14 protein-coding genes and 1 pseudogene are annotated in these 17,858 nt (G+C 58.0%); 9 read left to right on the forward strand and 6 right to left on the reverse strand.

All coding sequences use genetic code 11. The features are described 5' to 3' along the window. Positions 1-261: 261 nt before the first annotated feature. Together XI04_RS04520 and XI04_RS04525 are read right to left on the reverse strand one after the other, a co-directional pair. Positions 262-993 carry an OmpW/AlkL family protein gene (locus tag XI04_RS04520; RefSeq protein WP_271596639.1) on the reverse strand — a complete coding sequence of 244 codons (732 nt, stop codon included), beginning with the start codon at positions 991-993 and terminating at the stop codon, positions 262-264. Positions 994-1,455: 462 nt separating this feature from the next. Then, on the reverse strand, positions 1,456-1,869 hold the full coding sequence (locus XI04_RS04525) for an ArsC/Spx/MgsR family protein (protein WP_442868218.1): 414 nt from the start codon (positions 1,867-1,869) through the stop codon (positions 1,456-1,458). A 572-nt stretch (positions 1,870-2,441) separates the two neighbouring features. On the opposite strand from XI04_RS04525, the gene nifH reads away from it, so the two are divergent. The 7 genes and pseudogenes from nifH to XI04_RS04560 all read left to right on the forward strand — a co-directional run bounded on the left by nifH (position 2,442) and on the right by XI04_RS04560 (position 9,142). Then, entirely contained in the window at positions 2,442-3,326 is an 885-nt protein-coding gene (gene nifH, locus XI04_RS04530) for a nitrogenase iron protein (protein WP_027571409.1), read from the forward strand. A 123-nt stretch (positions 3,327-3,449) separates the two neighbouring features. Continuing rightward, the gene (locus tag XI04_RS04535) at positions 3,450-4,127 is read left to right on the forward strand and encodes a nitrogen fixation protein NifQ (RefSeq protein WP_333913904.1); all 678 of its coding nucleotides are present in this window, start codon (positions 3,450-3,452) and stop codon (positions 4,125-4,127) included. A gap of 392 nt (positions 4,128-4,519) precedes the next feature. Further along, a pseudogene (locus XI04_RS04540) lies at positions 4,520-5,045 on the forward strand (homocitrate synthase); the annotation flags it as partial. 21 nt (positions 5,046-5,066) lie between these two features. Continuing rightward, complete coding sequence (gene nifW, locus XI04_RS04545; protein ID WP_271596780.1) at positions 5,067-5,408, forward strand: nitrogenase stabilizing/protective protein NifW; 342 nt, start codon at positions 5,067-5,069, stop codon at positions 5,406-5,408. A gap of 970 nt (positions 5,409-6,378) precedes the next feature. Next, entirely contained in the window at positions 6,379-7,488 is a 1,110-nt protein-coding gene (locus tag XI04_RS04550) for an electron transfer flavoprotein subunit alpha/FixB family protein (protein ID WP_172787727.1), read from the forward strand. Positions 7,489-7,499: 11 nt separating this feature from the next. Continuing rightward, a complete protein-coding gene (locus XI04_RS04555) occupies positions 7,500-8,807 on the forward strand; it encodes an FAD-dependent oxidoreductase (protein WP_271596637.1) in 1,308 nt (435 codons plus the stop codon). 38 nt (positions 8,808-8,845) lie between these two features. After that, on the forward strand, positions 8,846-9,142 hold the full coding sequence (locus XI04_RS04560; protein ID WP_172787725.1) for a ferredoxin family protein: 297 nt from the start codon (positions 8,846-8,848) through the stop codon (positions 9,140-9,142). A gap of 239 nt (positions 9,143-9,381) precedes the next feature. Here the strand turns inward: XI04_RS04560 and XI04_RS04565 are convergent, their stop codons facing one another. Both XI04_RS04565 and XI04_RS04570 read right to left on the reverse strand, forming a co-directional pair. Further along, a complete protein-coding gene (locus XI04_RS04565; protein ID WP_271596636.1) occupies positions 9,382-9,924 on the reverse strand; it encodes a carboxymuconolactone decarboxylase family protein in 543 nt (180 codons plus the stop codon). A gap of 6 nt (positions 9,925-9,930) precedes the next feature. Next, the gene (locus tag XI04_RS04570; protein ID WP_271596635.1) at positions 9,931-10,485 is read right to left on the reverse strand and encodes a peroxiredoxin; all 555 of its coding nucleotides are present in this window, start codon (positions 10,483-10,485) and stop codon (positions 9,931-9,933) included. A 490-nt stretch (positions 10,486-10,975) separates the two neighbouring features. On the opposite strand from XI04_RS04570, the gene XI04_RS04575 reads away from it, so the two are divergent. Continuing rightward, complete coding sequence (locus XI04_RS04575; RefSeq protein WP_271596634.1) at positions 10,976-11,308, forward strand: hypothetical protein; 333 nt, start codon at positions 10,976-10,978, stop codon at positions 11,306-11,308. Positions 11,309-11,510: 202 nt separating this feature from the next. Here XI04_RS04575 and modC read toward each other — a convergent pair whose 3' ends face one another. Together modC and XI04_RS04585 are read right to left on the reverse strand one after the other, a co-directional pair. Next, positions 11,511-12,704 (reverse strand): molybdenum ABC transporter ATP-binding protein, encoded by a 1,194-nt coding sequence (gene modC / locus XI04_RS04580; protein ID WP_271596779.1) that lies wholly within the window; start codon positions 12,702-12,704, stop codon positions 11,511-11,513. 2,020 nt (positions 12,705-14,724) lie between these two features. Continuing rightward, a complete protein-coding gene (locus XI04_RS04585) occupies positions 14,725-15,024 on the reverse strand; it encodes a hypothetical protein (RefSeq protein WP_271596633.1) in 300 nt (99 codons plus the stop codon). Positions 15,025-16,200: 1,176 nt separating this feature from the next. Here XI04_RS04585 and XI04_RS04590 point away from each other — a divergent pair. Beyond that, positions 16,201-17,844: an NEL-type E3 ubiquitin ligase domain-containing protein gene (locus tag XI04_RS04590; RefSeq protein WP_271596632.1), complete on the forward strand. Its 1,644-nt coding sequence runs from the start codon at positions 16,201-16,203 to the stop codon at positions 17,842-17,844. The last annotated feature ends 14 nt before the right edge of the window (positions 17,845-17,858 follow it).

Genomic DNA, 17,858 nt, shown 5'->3' on the forward strand with positions numbered 1-17,858 from the left:
CAAAGTTTGTCCTTTGCAACGCGCGCCCACGCAGTAATAGAATTATAACGCGCCCATCTGTTCGTATCGTCACTTACGTGCCGCCCGATTCGTAGCTCACAGCGAGAGCAATGCTGGTAATGATTGTCTACCTCTGGCCAGCTGACGCGGCGAGGACGTGTCAGCTAGCTTCCCACTGCACACGGTGAGGGTAGGAGACGCGCTTCACGCGCTCGTAGCGTCCGAGTCGATAACGGAGTCTCCTTGACCCTGTTCTCGCCCTCAGAACCTGTAAGCGACGCCGCCGCTGACGAGCCATGGGTCGATATTGGCGCGCCCGGTGACGGCAACCGCATCGTTTACGGTCGCGGAGTACTCCGGCCGCAGCCACAGCTTCTTCACGTCCAGGTTGAGGCCCCAGTGACGGTCAAGCATATAATCGAAGCCGAATTGGACCGCCGCGCCGAATTGGTTTCTGATGTGTAGATCCGTGACGGTAAGACCGCCGAACGACAAATTGGCTGCCGATTGGTTGAAGAATGCAGTGTAGTTGATGCCCGCGCCGATATACGGCTTTATCGGGCCGAAATCGGTGAAGTGATACTGAAGGGTTAGTGTTGGCGGCAATAGCCAGGCGGTGCCGATATCGAGCCCCGTGAGTGCGCCATTGCCGCTGATGTGATGGCGAGTCGCGCCGAGAATAAGTTCAGCGGCTACGTTTTCTGTGAAGAAGTAGGTGATATCGAGCTCTGGTATGGCTCGCTCGCTGAGCGAAAGCCCTGAACTCGGTGACGACAGCGATGGCGTTCCAGCAACGTTGACTGAGCTACCTGCGGTATCCGGAAGAACGCCGAGCACGCGCAGGCGGATCATCCAGGGACTGGAGACCACAGTTGGAGGCGCTTTATAGTAGACCGGTGCCGGGCCCAGATCCGCACCTTGGACCGAATTGCTAGCCAACGAGCTCGCAAGCGCGAGGACCGATGCCCTCGTCAGAACTGCTAGTACTCTCATCTAAGTCTCCATTCCAAAACTCGCGCGAGCAGCCGCGCGAGATCTCTGTCACACATGATGAACGGAGTAGTATTTGATACCGATCAAAAACAAAGCGAACGTTAGCACAATTGTCCCGCTAAGTTGCATTAGGATCACGGCCACGAAACATGTTCTGTTTTGATCGTAATAATCCAGTAGTCAGTTTGAACTGACGAATCTGCTTCGCGGCGTTGGCGCTCCGAGTCAAGGCAGGCCGCGGAGGTCGCGCGTGATAAAGGTTACAGAATGCGGCTACGTCTCTCACACGTTACAAAGCGGCGAGCGCGGCACTCCAGTGCAATACCGGCGATGCCGCGCTACGAGCAATCACTCGCGCGCCGTCTTGGCGGAGGTTCCCGCGGTTACTTCGTGTGAAGCAAGCCCGAAGTGAAAAAACACATTGTTGCCTTGCTTGTTCGCTGGCAGGGACGCTCAGCGTCTTCACGCCTGCCGGCACGGCGTGCAGTGTCCTTCGTGCAAGCATACCTCGAGATCATCTTGCGTCTTGCCGCCAAGCAGCGACAGCGCTGGCTCACGATCGAGTCCGGCACTTCGTGCCCCGTCTATGTCGATCAGCGGTCGTCGTATCAGGAGCGGATCCCCTACCATCAATGCGAGTGCGCTTGCCGCGTCGAGAGCATCGGGATTGACTTCGCCTGACTTGATACGGGGCGCGGCTCGGTTGAACCAGGAGTTAACGGGCATATTGCGAAAGAAGCCGCGCAGTTCGTCCGCATGCCATGGCTGCTTCAAGATATCTTTCACGACCACGTCATGGCCGGCGGTCTTGAGCGCTTGAATCTGGCGCGCGTTATTTGCGCAGCCGGGTTTCTGATAGACGATGATTGTCGCCATGGCCGACCTATGTAGGGGTGCTGAGCTGACCAAGTGGCAGGCCGCTGCGGCTCCCCGCGAGCCCAGTTGAAGTTCTTCGGTCAACCCCGATATCTGCGCACCAAGCGCCATTCCGCATTTGCAACACTCGCCGCTGGTCCGCCAGGTTTCGAGCCCGTCCGGCATATTCATTCTCCCGAAATCGCTCGGGTTGCGAGAGGAACAGCAAGCTCCGTTCCACAATTGGAGAGATCGGAATAGATCCCGTGATGCCGGCTTTTGTCGTTGATGTTTGTGGTTTTTTGTTTGTTTTCCGACAGGCCGCAGAACCCGTCACATCCGCAACAGCCAACGATCACACGCCGGCTGGTTGGCTTTTTTATGTGTAATCAGAAGTTTAATGTGTGGTTCAGGCGCTGGCACGGCTGTTGCTAATGAGCTGCAGCAACACTGAGTGAGGGCTGAGTGCACGCCGACGCCCAAGGCGAGCGATGCGCTCCTTCCCTTGAACCCGTGTGCCCCCGCTTCTGTGAGAGAACCAAGCTCGCACAAGAAGCGCGCAACGTTTGGCAAATCGGTTGATGGAGAGCAACATGTCTTCACTGAGACAAATCGCGTTCTACGGCAAAGGCGGAATCGGCAAGTCCACCACTTCGCAGAACACGCTGGCGGCGTTAGCCGAGATGGGTCAGAAAATCCTGATTGTAGGATGCGATCCGAAGGCAGATTCGACCCGCCTGATTCTGCACGCCAAGGCGCAGGACACGATTTTGAGCCTTGCCGCGAGCGCCGGCAGCGTGGAGGACCTAGAACTGGAAGACGTCATGAAGGTCGGCTACAAGGACATTCGTTGCGTGGAGTCCGGTGGTCCTGAGCCAGGTGTCGGCTGTGCCGGCCGCGGTGTCATCACCTCGATCAATTTTCTGGAAGAGAACGGCGCTTACGAGAACATCGACTATGTCTCGTACGACGTGCTTGGCGACGTTGTTTGCGGCGGCTTTGCGATGCCAATCCGCGAGAATAAGGCGCAGGAAATCTACATCGTGATGTCCGGTGAAATGATGGCGATGTATGCCGCGAACAACATCTCCAAGGGCATCCTAAAATACGCGAACTCTGGCGGCGTGCGGCTGGGCGGTCTGATCTGCAACGAGCGGCAGACTGACAAGGAGCTGGAGCTAGCGGAAGCGTTAGCCAAGAAGCTAGGCACTCAGCTGATCTACTTCGTGCCGCGCGACAACGTGGTGCAGCATGCAGAATTACGCAGGATGACGGTTCTCGAATATGCACCCGATTCCAAGCAGGCTGATCACTATCGCAATCTTGCAACCAAGGTTCACAATAATGGCGGCAAGGGCATCATCCCCACCCCGATCTCCATGGACGAGCTCGAGGACATGCTGATGGAGCACGGCATTATGAAGCCGGTGGACGAATCCATCATCGGCAAGACCGCCGCCGAACTCGCGGCCTCGTAAAGGCGCGCGACGGATGCCGGTCTCCTCGACGCCCATCCCGGGAGGCCGGCATTCTGACGAGCGACCCTGATCAAAACCAGGTTGCGGCGCGCAAACCTGACCATTTTGGAGACCCGCAAAATTATGTCTGACGCGCACTTGCTTCCGTCGCTGGCTGCTTGTGCCGTTGATATCAACAGCCAGATGCATAGGGGAATTGCAACCTACCGCATGCTCACCGGTGTGCATCCTGCAGATGCCGATATTACCATTGACAGCAAATTCGATCGCCATGTCGTGGCGTCTATACTGGCGGCTGCCACAATGGATGGTGGCTCCCTTCCCGAGAAGGCTGGCCTGTCCGGCCTTGAACTGGTGGCCTTGCTGGAGCAGTACTTTCCCACGCTTGAGATCAAGCTCGCGAAGCAGCTTTCGGCTTTCAACTGCGAAGAGGACGACGAGATCGCAATGCTGCGCGATCTCTTGATCAAGCAACGATCGACGGAAGGGGATATCGGCCGCTGGCTGGCTTCGATGATCGCGCGTCGCGCGATAGAACCGGACCATCTGTGGGAAGCTCTCGGCTTGCGCAATCGTGGCGAACTCTCGCGGCTGCTGAGCCGTCATTTCGCGCCGCTCGCCGCGCGCAATTTCAACAATATGCGCTGGAAGCGCTTCTTCTACCGCATGATTTGTGAGAGTGAAGGTCTCGTGATGTGCACAACACCCGTGTGCAATCAATGTAACGACTTCAACATCTGCTTCGGTGAAGAAAGCGGTGAGAGCCGGATGGCCGTGCGCCGGCGCGATTTTCTGTTGTAGGCGGCTCGGCCGGTGGTTGCCGGCGACTGGCCATCTGAACCGCCGCAAAGGTCCGCTATCGCCCAGTCATCCGAGAAAGCCTCGCCGGATTTGGTAAGCCGCGCGGGACGTTGAGCGCACGGTTGGCGCCGGTTCCATGTGAGCGAGTGAACATGTGTTCAATGCCGCGGCGGCCCCCAAGTCTCGGCGACAATTCTCACATCCTGGCGAGCCGCAATTGCTAACGTTCGAACTCGACGTAACAACAGGCAAGGCGTCCGCTTCATGACCTGTCGCATTTGCGACAATTCATTTGCTCAAGAAGGTCGAGGGCGGAAGCGGTAGGGTCATCAATGGGTTGGCCGGTACGGCAGGCCGGCATGCTGTTTGCTGAATCGTAGGTAGGTCAAATAATGAGGAGCTCTCGCGTGAGCGCCGCCAGCACCCCCGCCAAATCGTTTCGGCCCGACCAGGTGCGCGCCAAGCCGACCGTGCTCAACGACACGACATTTTCGCGACGGCGAGCAGGCACCTGGCGTTGCGTTCACCACAGAGGAAAAGCTGGCTACCGCGCAGGCGCTGGTGCCTGCCGGAATCACGGAGATCGAGGCGGGGACGCCGGCGATGGGCAACGAGGAGATCGCCGCCATCCGCGCCATTGTCGAAGCAGATCTTCCGGTGACCACCATAGGCTGGTGCCGGATGCGGGAATCTGATGTCGACGCGGCGATCGAAGGAAAGGTGCCCATGATTAATGTGTCGATCCCGACCTCCGATGTCCAGATTGCGGCCAAGCTAGGTGGTCATCGCGGCCTGGCGCTAGAACGGGTGAAGCGATTGGTAGGCTACGCCCGTGAGCGCGGACTTGAGGTCGCCATCGGTGGTGAGGACTCCTCCCGCGCCGAGGTCGATTTTCTCATCAGACTGATGGCGACTGCAAATCCGAAGGAGAAATTTTCGATGATCAGCTCATCCATGCCAGCCGGTATCCTGGATCGGCTCAGCAAGGCCTCGTCGGCAGAGGAGTTTTTCTCGCTGCTTGGCGTCGATTACGACGCCAAAATCGTGAATGTCGCGCGCCTTCACATCTTAAAGCGCATGGGACAATATTTTGCTGAAGAGCAATTTACTGGCGCCGAAGAGCCGGAAATCAGAGCTAGGTGCAAGGCGATACTGGAGCAAGCCTATGCAGATTTCGTGACATCGTCACCGATCGATCAGCGAGTGTTCAAGGTTTTGAAGGATGCCGTCGCAGACCCTAAGAAGGCCGCGGCCTTTGTCCCGTTGAGCGAGTTGGAGTGACGCTGTAAGCGAATTGCGACCGACCGGCGTCGAGGCGATCCGATATTGGGCCTTCTCTTTCGTGCTCAACTATCTGAAGCAATGACCGGAGCGGCGGTTGTCGTATTCCCGACCCATGTCTGGATTGCTCGCGTCAAAGGTATCAGCCGTTCGTTGAATTGTGTCGCAGGACATTACTTTCGACTGGCTTTCAATGGTCTTTGCAACTGGTACGACACTTGCTGTTGTCCTGCCATCGAAGCCGACAGATGGCAGTCGACCGCATGAGTTTGAAGGAGGACCTATGATGCTGCTTTTACGACATGCTGAGATCTGCGCTACCATTCCGAGCCCCATAGTCGCGTTAGCTTCCTTGGATACGGGTTTTGACTCGATCAGAGCTCTGCAGCGTCGGTCAGATGCTGGTCAATGGTAAGTCGTCGCTTCGCGTTACTCCTGCAGTCGGTATGCATAACAACATCTGCATCAAAGCGGTCCCCGATCCCGCTCAGATCGGTGCCCATCTCTTGGCGGATGGGAACTGTGCCACGAACAGCGCCAGCTTCGGCCCATACGGAATGCTTTCGTTTGAGGGGCGGGATGGATTGCGTGACAGGAGTGTTGCCAGGATCGCCCTCGTTTTCGCCGCCGATCTGGAGTCGTTGGGCCGAACTGGGTCGCAGGTACTGCGCAGCGTACGAACTCGCCAACTCAGGTATCGAAGCTATCGGTTAGAATCACCACGGCGCCTTGCCGAGCCGCGGTGGCGCTCGTCGAACCCGGCGAGTAACGGTTCGGTTTGGCAGAGCCCTCCAAAATCAGTCGGACGGGTGCTTCTTTGCGACGACGTGTATTGTTGTCCGGCCGGTCCAAGCACGCAGGCGGGGCAGAGCAGCCAGCCACTTGCTAACCGAAAGTGATCTTCAGTTGACGAAGTGAACAAGCAACCCGTGGCGCCGGCGCCCCTATCGTTGAGGAGGAATTTGAAAGTATGAGCAACGTCAGCAGAACGGCCATGCCAGCGGCCGCCGGCCGCGCAGCAGCCAAAAAAGAGCTGCCGGAGCGCTTTAAGTCGTACAAGCACGTCTGGGTCTTCGTCGAGCTTGAGCGTGGTCAAGTGCATCCCGTTTCCTGGGAGCTTATGGGTGCAGGGCGCGGCCTTGCCGACAGGCTAAAAGTGAATCTTGCCGCTGTGGTTATCGGTCCGGAAGGGCAGCACACACGTAACGCCGCGCTTGAAGCCTTTTGCTATGGCGCCGATCTGGCCTATCTCGTGAGCGACAATGTTTTATCGGATTACCGTAACGAATCCTACACCAAGGCGCTAACCGAACTCGTCAACACCTACAAGCCCGAGATCCTGCTGTTGGGTGCGACGACGCTCGGTCGCGATCTGGCAGGTTCCGTGGCGACGACCCTGTCGACGGGGCTTACTGCCGACTGCACCGCGCTGCACGTGGACGCCGATGGGTCGCTTGCGGCGACGCGTCCGACCTTTGGTGGCTCACTGCTCTGCACGATCTACACCCTGAATTATCGTCCGCAGATGGCCACCGTCCGCCCGCGGGTCATGCCGATGCCTGAGCGTGTCGACCGCGATGCCGCTCGTATCGTCGTTCATCCGCTCGGCCTTTTCGAAGAGGATATTGTCACAAAAGTATTGTCATTCCTGCCCGACCGCGATGCACAAACGTCCAATCTAGCCTATGCCGATGTCGTGGTTGCGGGCGGCCTAGGACTAGGATCGCCTGAGAACTTCCGGTTGGTGCGCGAGCTCGCAACTCTGCTTGGAGCTGAATATGGCTGCTCGCGTCCTCTCGTGCAAAAAGGGTGGGTTACGTCTGACCGGCAAATCGGCCAGACAGGCAAAACCATCCGGCCGAAGCTCTATATTGCCGCCGGCATTTCCGGTGCGATCCAGCACCGGGTTGGCGTCGAGGGCGCGGATCTGATTGTCGCCGTCAATACTGACAAGAACGCTCCGATCTTCGACTTCGCCCATCTCGCGATCGTCAGTGATGCCATTCAATTGCTACCGACGCTGACGGCTGCATTCCGCGCGCGGCTTTTGCCAGAAGCGCGCGCCCGGATCGCGGTCTAGAGGAGATGAGCATGATTGAAGAGAAATTCGATGCGATCGTAGTCGGAGCCGGTATGGCCGGGAACGCGGCGGCATTGACGATGGCCAAGCGCGGCATGAAGGTGCTGCAGCTCGAGCGGGGCGAATATCCCGGATCGAAGAATGTGCAGGGCGCCATCCTATATGCCGACATGATGGAAAAGCTGATCCCCGAGTTTCGAGAGGAGGCGCCGCTCGAACGCCACCTGATCGAACAGCGGTTCTGGATGATGGACGACCGCTCCCATGTCGGCATGCACTACCGTTCGGAGGACTTCAACGAGGAGCGGCCGAACCGCTATACGATCATACGCGCTCAGTTTGACAAATGGTTTTCTTCCAAGGTGCGTGAAGCTGGTGCGATCGTGCTGTGCGAGACCACCGTCACCGAGCTTGTACGGGACGATCGTGAAAGGATCGTCGGTGTCCGTACAGATCGCAGAGACGGGGAAATACATGCCGACGTCGTGGTCCTGGCCGAAGGGGTCAATGGCCTGCTCGGCACGCGTGCAGGCCTACGCGCGCGCCCGACAGCCGAGAACGTTGCGCTCGCGGTTAAGGAAATGCATTTCCTGCCTCGCGAGACTATCGAGGCGCGCTTCAATCTCAGGGGCGATGAAGGCGTTGTGATCGAGGCGGCCGGCACCATTTCTCGTGGCATGACCGGGATGGGTTTCATCTACGCCAATAAAGAGTGTATTTCGCTCGGCATCGGTTGTCTCGTCGGCGACTTCCAGCACACCGGCCAAACGCCGTACGGACTGCTCGATCAATTCAAGAGGCATCCCTCTGTGGCGCCCCTGATAGCAGGGTCCGAAGTCAAGGAATATTCGGCGCATCTCATTCCCGAAGGCGGTTACAAGTCAATCCCGCAGCTTTTTGGGGAAGGATGGGTCGTAGTGGGCGATGCGGCCCAGCTCAACAATGCCATTCATCGTGAGGGATCCAATCTCGCGATGACCTCCGGCCGTATCGCCGCGGAAGCGATAGGTCTGGTCAAATCACGCGGCGAACCGATGAGTGCAACAAATCTGTCAATTTACAAGAAGATGCTGGACGATTCGTTCGTCATCAAAGATCTGAGGAAGTACAAGGATTTGCCGCCCCTAATGCATACTCACTCCCAGAACTTCTTTCTCACCTATCCGCAGCTCATCTCCAAGGCGATGCAGAACTTTGTGCGCGTCGATGGTACGCCCAAGGCTGAAAAGGAGAAAGCGAGCCTGAAATCCTTTGTCAAGGCGCGGTCATGGTCAGGTCTGTTCGGCGATGCTTGTCGTCTTGCGCGGGCCTGGCGCTGACCGCAACAGTGTGAAGTCCAACAATGGAAGGCCAAAGCATGAGTTCCGAACCCGCGGTGCGCGTCGAAGACAAGCTGTATTACAACCGCTATCTTGTCGACGTCGGAAACCCTCACGTCAAGGTCCGTGCGCACACAACGCCATCGCCGCAGCTACTTGCACTTTTGAAAGTCTGCCCCGCGCGGTGCTACGAACTCACCGACAGCGGCCAAGTCGAGGTAGCGGTTGACGGCTGCATCGAGTGCGGTACCTGTCGGGTTATCGCTGAGCCGACCGGCGACATCCAATGGAGCCATCCGCGCGGCGGGTATGGTGTGCTGTTCAAGTTTGGGTGATTGTGAACGAACGGCCATCGGCGACCGAGGCTAGGCGATGCGAAGTCATCCTATCCGTGGCGCATCGCGTGTCATTTGCGGGACGGCGGGAATTCGACCACGACGCTCTTCATAGGGACGCTGCGCAACATGACTTGCCGACGTGCCCCGCCGTGACGATCGTTCGAGAGCCGCAAAGGCCTTGTTGTGGCGCCACTGCGTGGCGCCCCAACTGCGTTGATCGAATGGCAGAGTAGAGATCACCCTCTCGCCTGAGCGGGGGCGGGCCCAGCGGCCTCGATAGCGATCGTCACTGACTGCGTGATCGCAGCAAAGCGCACGGCGGTGTGTATCGCTTTGGAAGAGACGCCCGCGGCCCTCAGTGTCTTCTCATGGGCATCAATGCAGACGCCGCAACCATTTATGACGGAGACAGCAAGCGACCACAGCTCGAAATCTGTCTTGTCCACCCCGTGATTGCCGATCACGTCCATACGTAGCCGTGGCGGCATCGTCTTGTATTCCGGGTCGGAAACGAGGTGAGCGAAGCGGTAGTAGACGTTGTTCATTGCTTCCACAGTGGCGGCGGCCTTCGCTGCGGCGATCTCCACAGAGGTCATCACGGCGGACGCCGCGGATTCCAGCGCGGCCACCAGCGCTGCATTGCGGGTGGCAGCCGCACTCGCCAGCAGCAGCCCGTATTTTCGTTGCAGCGAAAACGTCTCATCGGACACCACTGAGATCAAGTTAAGCCGGACATCCTTCGCGAAATCGGGAATCCTTATTTGTTCGATCCACGACATGCTGCCTCAAGCAACTTTCAAGGTTTTGCCGCCGATTTCGCGGTTGCAGGGACAGAGCTCGCCGGTTTGCAGCGCGTCCAGAACGCGGAGCGTGTCCTTAGGACTGCGCCCCACACTGAGATTGGTCGCATAAACGTGCTGGATCGTGTTTTGGGGGTCAACAATGAAGGTGCAACGATAGGCGACCCCTTCGGGTGAACGCACCCCAAGACCATCGACGAGCGTTCCCTTTGTATCGGCAAACTGCCAGATTGGTAGATTGTGCAGGTCGACATGCGAACGCCGCCAAGCAAGCTTGCAGAACTCGTTGTCGGTCGAACCACCCAGTACAACCGCATCCCGGTCAGCGAATTCCTTGGAAAGGCTGGCAAATTCGGCGATCTCTGTCGGGCAGACGAATGTAAAGTCCTTGGGGTAAAAGAAGATAATCTTCCATTTTTCCGGAAAGCTCATTTCGGTCAGCGTCTGAAATGCGCTCTGCCCTTCTTCTTCCTGCGCATGAAAACCGGGCTTCACGCCTGTGATGTCGAATGACGGCAACTGACTTCCAATTCCGAGCATGCTGTCCTCACAAACTTGCTTTTTGTAGATCGTGACCTCACTGATGGAGCAAACTATATGCCACCCGTTCTTAGGTCCGGAATGGGTGCAACAAGGCCAGCCCAGCGGCTTGGATCCGGGCATGCTCGCGCGCTTGGTGGCTCGATCAGCACTAAGCTGACGGTCATCTAAATCACCAAAGATCGCACAAGGCGTTGGGGCCAATCTGCAAAACACCGCTATACGTCAGCAGAGCAATAGCGACGGTCGCGCTGCCTTTGAGCTCGACGGCACACGGGCGCTGGTCAGGCGCTTGGCGGGAAGATGGCAGACCTGAACCGTAGCGGTCTTGTCATTTGACCAGCAGGCACTGCAAAGCCGACTATGGACTTAATGTCGGGTTGCGTTATTTAGCGCGCGCGACGTCTCGCCATTGAAGGTCCACAATCGGTACATTTGCAAGACATCAAGGTGGCCAGCAGCGGACGCCGTAGCTAAGGTGGCTTCTGAAATGGCGAAGAGTTCGATGGACGATCGCGGAGCCGACCTGCTCGGCGGCCCCACTGTCACGTTAATGTCGGCCGGTATCGTTGTAACCAAAAAACCGCAGCTCGGGTTGAAGGCCCGGCCGCGTGGCACGATCAAGGCAGCAGCGTGCCAAGTCCGCGGTGAGGCTCGCCAGTCGGCAGTTCACGAGCGCTTCGCAATAGGACCGATCGCCTCCCCATCAGCAAATTCGCCAAAAGAACGAGAAGCAGCTGGTCGGGCCGAGGGCTGCGGCCTCGGCAAGCCTGCTTTTATCAAGACAGAACATTGCTCTACTGCCGGGTGGTTGCGAAATTGAGATCTTTTCTCCCCTGGCAACATCGATTGCGAGTATCATCTGCGTGCCATTTGCTCGCCTCGACTGTCGCTGCACCAGCTGCCGATGCGTACGTTTTGGTGCGCGACGTCCTGAGCCAGATCGGTCAGTAGCCGATCGAGATCGTTTTTAAGGCAAAGAGCTACCCGGAACATTATTCGGATTATCTTAGGTAGACTGTCGATCACGGCCGGGATCTTGTTGGTGTTCTTCTCGCATCGGAGCATAGCTGTCGAAGGTGCTCATGCGGATGTGGCAGGTGTTGCAAGCAACCGCTCGGCAGCCCAAGCGGAACGGCGCGCGCGACCTCCGCGAGTACTTCCCCTCCATTGCTAAGCCGTAGCGCATCAAAGGAGCGGCGTGTGATGCGCGCCAAAAGCGGCACGCCAGATCGGCCGGTTTCAAGGGTCAGAACCAAGGTGACCTCAGCCTCGCCGTGCGGCAGAGAGGCTTTTATGCGTGCTGGAAAAACATTGAGGATAGAGCTTGCTCGCCGTGGCTCGCGCGCGATGCTGACGTCGTCGGCAGCGATGCGTAACCGCAGCTGCGCTCCCGGTGTAAGCGGCACTCCAGGTATCAGAAAGCGCACAGCTTTGAGGCGAAGCATGATCAGCCCATAGCGCCCGTCATAGCCGCCGACCGTAGTATCAAGACAGACTGCCGCTTCGCCGCGCTTGGCAAGCGCCGAATCACTCTGAAGGACACTGAGCGGACCGGCCGTAGTCACGGCGCCATCCTTCATCATGACGAGATGATCGGCAAAATGCTCGATATCAGCGATGTCATGGCCGAAGTAAATCATCGGCAATGGAAGCGTTTGCCGCATGCGCTCGAGAAAGGGCAGGATCTCGCGTTTGGCGGAGCGGTCGAGCACAATGAGTGGATCGTCAAGCAAGACTAGCCGAGGCTGGCCAAGCAGCGCACGGCCAAGAGCGAGTCGCAGTCGCTCCGCTCCGGAAAGAAGTGATGGCAAACGCTCGAGCAGTGGCGCCAAGGCGAGCAATTCGACCACACCATCAAAATCGATCAGTGTCGGTTCCGATTTGGACGCGTTGTATAAGAGTATGCGTCGGACAGACAAATGAGAAGAGAGAATCGGTAAGCGAAATACATATGCGACGTGACGCAGATGAGGCGGTCGAAATATAGTCTCATCCTGCCAGATCTCCCCGTCAATTGCACAGAATCCATTCGGCAGGCGCTGGACCCCAGCGATGCAGCGCGCGAGCGTAGTTTTGCCGCACCCGGGGGGACCAGAAATCGCTGTGATGCCTTTGGCTGGTACGCTGAATTGCGTATCTAGCGGAATACTTCCGAGAGAGCCGTTGAAGGCAACTTCGATACAGCCCTTTTTGGCTTCTCTAATGAAGCTTCGCATGTTCTGCATCTTCTCATCTAAATCAGGAGGCCAATGGCAGCAGTGGAGCTGATGGCCATGCTTTCGACGATGCCGTTTATGGCGCGGCAGCACGGCGTTTCCGCTCACGTGAGGAGCCTTGGGTGGGAGGGCGGACTGCAGATTTGTATCAAGCTCTTGTTAGCAGCTCCGCGCCGCTAGGAGTGTGGCAACCGGACGTTGCCCGCTGCGCTTGCCAATCAGAGGTAAAGCGCCATTCCAGCAGCGCAAGGTTGTCAGTCTGCTTGGCGGGCCGAGGCCTTCTAATGAATGTTGGAATGGCGCGGCTTGAAAGGCTTGGCAGTGAAGCTGTCGGAGCACGCCGGAGCCGGATACTGGCTCTGGGCCAGAATTCGGCATCACGGATCCCACAGCTTTCCGAGCCGATTTGAAATTTGCGTCGGTCGCCACAATGTTGGCCTTTGCACTCTCAGGTGCGAGTAGCATCAAGGCGAGGTCGATCAGGATGAATCGAATAAACCTCATTGGAATCCCGGCTCCGCCGCGACCGCTTTCTTCGCGGCAACTTGCTGATCCTTACCCAGCAATCGGCGTGCCGTTTTAAGGAATATCTGGCCGGCTATTTGGCAAGGGAGGCTTTGCATCGGCCTCCACCCCGCGTCTTAAATCGCCGCATCGTATTGTAGGACCTTGGACGTTCAACGTCGCCAACCGTACATGCAGGAGCTATGAGATGGCACCTGAGGGTGAACCATGCCTCTCGCGTTGGAGATGGTGCTTCGGCGAATGTGCGGCCACGCGTCGGTGATGCACAAGTCCCTGCCTCCGGTCGACGCACCTTCCGATCTGCGCGAAGGGAGGTCGGCAGCCGCTCGCTGGGAAAAAGCGCTGATATGAGACGATATCCGCTGCCCGCTCGCTCAAAGTGCTTGAATCGATCGTAACGTCAGGATGTAGGCATTGCGAAGCAGAACGCCGTATTGGAGCCAACATCGGCACACAAGCGCTAAACGGCCGATCTCCGTGTGATCCCGGTCTTCGCAATGCGTGTTGCGCCTAGCGGTACGATGATTTCCGAGCGCCGGTATCATTGCGGCGCCCGGAACAGCAAGCCAGTGGCTGCCGAGGCGCTGCAATCCGGTAAACAGATCAGCCTGGCGGGGCAAAGAAAAAAGCAGTGAAGTATATGCGGTTTAAGAGAGGTTTGGTGAATCAAGCGCGACGAATAGGCGGGACTTGCAATGCGCATCGCTATGCAGCCGTCCTTGCTACGATCGCGATAGCAGCGAGCTGGTGCACAGGATACGCTTGCGCGGGAGATCGCCGGGCCGAGGAAGTGTTAGTGTCGTGCAAACCAGACGTGATCCGCTTCTGTGACCGCTTTACAGGCCGTAACGAAGCTGACGTGGCGATGTTTTGTCTAACAGAAAATTTCAAAAATTTACGCCGCGAATGCCGACGCGTTATGCCGACCGCCGCCGCGGGCAGAAACGACCGGTCGAGACAATCTCTCAACAAGCGTCCAGTAGGCCTTTATCGAGAGTGAGGCACGGCAATTGCGAACTCGAACAATAGTGAGATGTTCGGCCTGACCGGGCCTCCGGCTTTGGCCAGCTCGGTGGTTGCAAGTTGATCGGACTGGAGCATCAGCCTGCCGACGCGCGGCTCAACTATCTGAGGACTGATCCGCGGACCAATTGGCAGCAGTCGCGCTTCAATCAGCGCTGCAGCCATTCGGCGACTTCGAGGCTTTCGTGATTCGCGGTAACGGGTCCGATCGACAACTGTGTCAGCTGAGGGAGGAGGAATTGCCGGACATATGCTGGAAATCCGTACTCCGCACCAATCTATACTGTTTGTGGCCGGCGATTAGGTGCTTTTGGGCAGGGGCTATGGGGTAGTAACGGGCAAAAGAGTCGCCCGAATATTTGCGTTGGAGGTTTGTTTCATTGCGGTTTCCCTTGGCTTCTCAGCTTGGGACTACCTTGGGCTGGACTGCCGGGCTCAAGGTAAACAAAGTGAGGTAGCAAAACCGCTTTTGTTAGCCGCTGATCGACTTCTCGAGGCATCCGCTTGATGCCATTGCGGCGTTCTCGATGGGCGCTTCAGGGGAGTCGCTTCGCCCGATCGTGGTGCTCTTGACCGAATACACTTTAGAGGTCAGGGCTAATGGGAACGCCGTCGACAGAAGTCTCTCAAAGGCAGAAAGCTGTTCATGCAGACGCTTCTCAACGGCCTCCCGCTGCGCGCCAGGCAGTTCAGTGCCAAGTGATCGACGGCAACGCCAGATTTCGTTTCGCAACCATCTGATCTCATTTAATGTATCATCAATCGAAGTCATCACAGATATTCGTTCCTGGAGTATCAAGCATGACGATCGTCTGAGCGGCCGTTGCTTGGCTCCGCATTTCTGCCGAATAGTTCAGCCGAGGCCCGCCCGTTCGTCCCCGGAGGTGGCGAGCAAGATATGTGCAACTCTTGCCAGTCAATATCACCCTACATCGGGCGTGTGACGGCAAATCGCGGCAGAATTTCGCGGTTTCACGGCGTCCCAATCGTGTGTCATGCACGATTTCAGCGCTCCACAAGATCGGTTGGCCGACGGGCAGTTAAGTAGATCCGGCCTGCTATAGGCATTCACAATCGCCTACCCGATAAACAATCTACGGGCGAGGTGGAACTTATCAACAACATGGGAAAGTCATGAGAACGAACTTTGAGGAGGGCAGCGATCCACGGCATGCGCCAGCTGATCAAAGAAGCGAACGCGGTTGCGGTTGGTAGTACAAGACAAAATGTCGATGGACGCAGGGTCGAGCATTCCACAGACAGTCAATGCCGTCGACATCCGCTGCGCACCCCTCTGAAGATCGATTGAATAGCTTGGATCGCACGCTGCACCAGGTTGTACCGTTGCTGATGCGTAAAAGATCAAGGCTCACATGGCAAACGTTGACGTCCCATTCCAAACGGAGATCACGACGACGACCTACTAGTTTCCAGTTTGCTTGCCTGCAGGGATGGCCGGGAAAGCCATTTAAGATGGATGGCACGGAGCGCCCGGCCGGCATCATCAGTACACTTGCCGGTTGGAGCGGCGAGACAGCGTCGATGATGGAATGAAGCGGGCATTAAAATGTGTCTGACCCAGCCAAGCCCCGCCTTTCCATCGCGCCGGGATCCGTCAGCTTACCGACAGCTAACTTTCGTATCATGAACGTCGCTACTCGCTTGCAGGCTCGGCTCAAAGGGCGCAGATCTCGCAGGCGAGACCGGGGCAGATTCCGATATCAACCGATCTGCGAGCGACACGTCGCCTCGTTCGCTGCACTGCTTGCAGTTGCTCGGCGATACTTGCGCAGGCGTATTCGCGCCAGTCGTGCGGAACTGCCCGGTTGTGGGATTGCACCTCATTTCGGTTGGCCGGTGGAGCGTCAGCCATAGTGGGGGATTACCAGTTGTAAGATGCGCCGCCCCGGCGCGTTCGCTCCATTTTGACACGCAAGAAACGATATCGATGAACGCAGAACAGCTCGGGGCTGGTGCTCCTTCCGCAACTTCCGATTCAGAAAGCTCCGAACCCGGCTCCGCCGCCGCATCGCAGTGGGGCGAGGCGTTGAGGGACATGCACGGGTCCGGCGCCGAGGGGGCCGCCCGGCCCGAGTTGCTGGCCGACTGGGCTGCCGAAGACGGGCAGGGGCAACATGAGGATCGGCAACTGGCAGTAAGTCGAACGAGAGCTTGGCGCGGTACGGGTGATCTCAATGAGCTGCTAGATCTATCGTCCCTCTCCCTGACCGCCTTATCTGCGCCCATTCTGGCCGGAGTGCGCCGCCTGAATGTCGACAACAATCAGCTGGCAAGTCTGCCCGAACGCCTTCCAGAAACGCTTCAGGAGTTGGACGCGAGCGGTAACCGCCTGACCCACCTGCCCCGCCTTCCAGCTGGGCTGCAGAGTCTGAACGTCGATCACAATCAGTTGGCGGGCCTGCCCGAGCCTCTCCCGGCCGCGCTCGAATGGCTCAGCGCCAGCTACAACCGGCTGACCAGACTGCCTGAGACGGTCCCGCACCATCTGATATGGTTCGGTGCCAGCGACAATCTGCTGACCAACGTGCCCGAGACTCTGCTGACGCAGCTAGGCGGTGAGTCGAGCGTTAATCTGGAGAATAATCCGCTCGCCGATTGGGTGCAGGCCGGCCTGGCAGCAGCGATGCATGCCGGACACTATGCCGGCCCTCAGGTTTTCTTCTCGATTACCCCTGGAGCGGTGCAACTTCAGCCGCGGTCCCTGCAAGAGGTCGCCGCGGACTGGCTTGAGGGCGAGCCGACGGCAATGTCCACTTGGCAGCACTTCGCCCATGAGGCGGGGGCCGCGGACTATGCACGCTTCCTCGACCGGCTCCGGGGCACCGTGAACTACCATCATGAGGCGTTCCGTCAGGCGGTTGCTGATGACCTGCGGCAGGCAGCTGTCAGGCCGCGTTTGCGTGAGCAGTATTTCGAATTGGCTTCGGGAGCGAACGCGAGCTGCGAAGATCGCATTACTTTGGTCTGGAACGGCATGCAGACTGCACGCCTGAACGCTGATGTCGAGGACGGCGTCTATGACGGGCGACTGGGCGAATTGCTCCAGAACGGCCGCGTCATGTTTCGCTTGGAAGCGCTTGATGGGATCGCGCGCGAGAGGGTCAATTCACTTCGTCGTGCCGATCCCGACGCGGATGTCGATGATATCGAGGTCTACCTTGCCTATCAGACCCGGCTGCGGGACGCCCTGGAGCTGCGGCACACGGCTCCTGACATGCGCTTCATGAATGTCTCTCACGTGACCGAGGGCGATGTGGCCAGGGCCGAGGTATTAGTGCGGGAGCAGGAAGCGGCGGAATTTCCGGACTATTTGGCAGCGCGCTGGCAACCATGGGAAAGCGTGGTGAGGCGCATCGCACCCCAAGATTATGCTGACATGCAGGAGCGGCTCCTCGACGCGATGGGCGTACAGTTTGAAACCCGCTTGGATGAGCGGCTGGCCGAGCATGGTCTGACAGGCGATGCCGATGCCGAACGGGTCCTCGGCGCCCGAATACGAGACGAGATCGCCCGCGAGATCAAAGGCGCGGTCATGCATCAGGTGCTCGGCAAATTCGGCCTGAAGCTATGAGCGCTCCCGAAGGA

This window comes from Bradyrhizobium sp. CCBAU 11430, from assembly GCF_028128855.1.
In the GTDB taxonomy this organism is placed as follows: Bacteria; Pseudomonadota; Alphaproteobacteria; order Rhizobiales; family Xanthobacteraceae; genus Bradyrhizobium; species Bradyrhizobium ottawaense.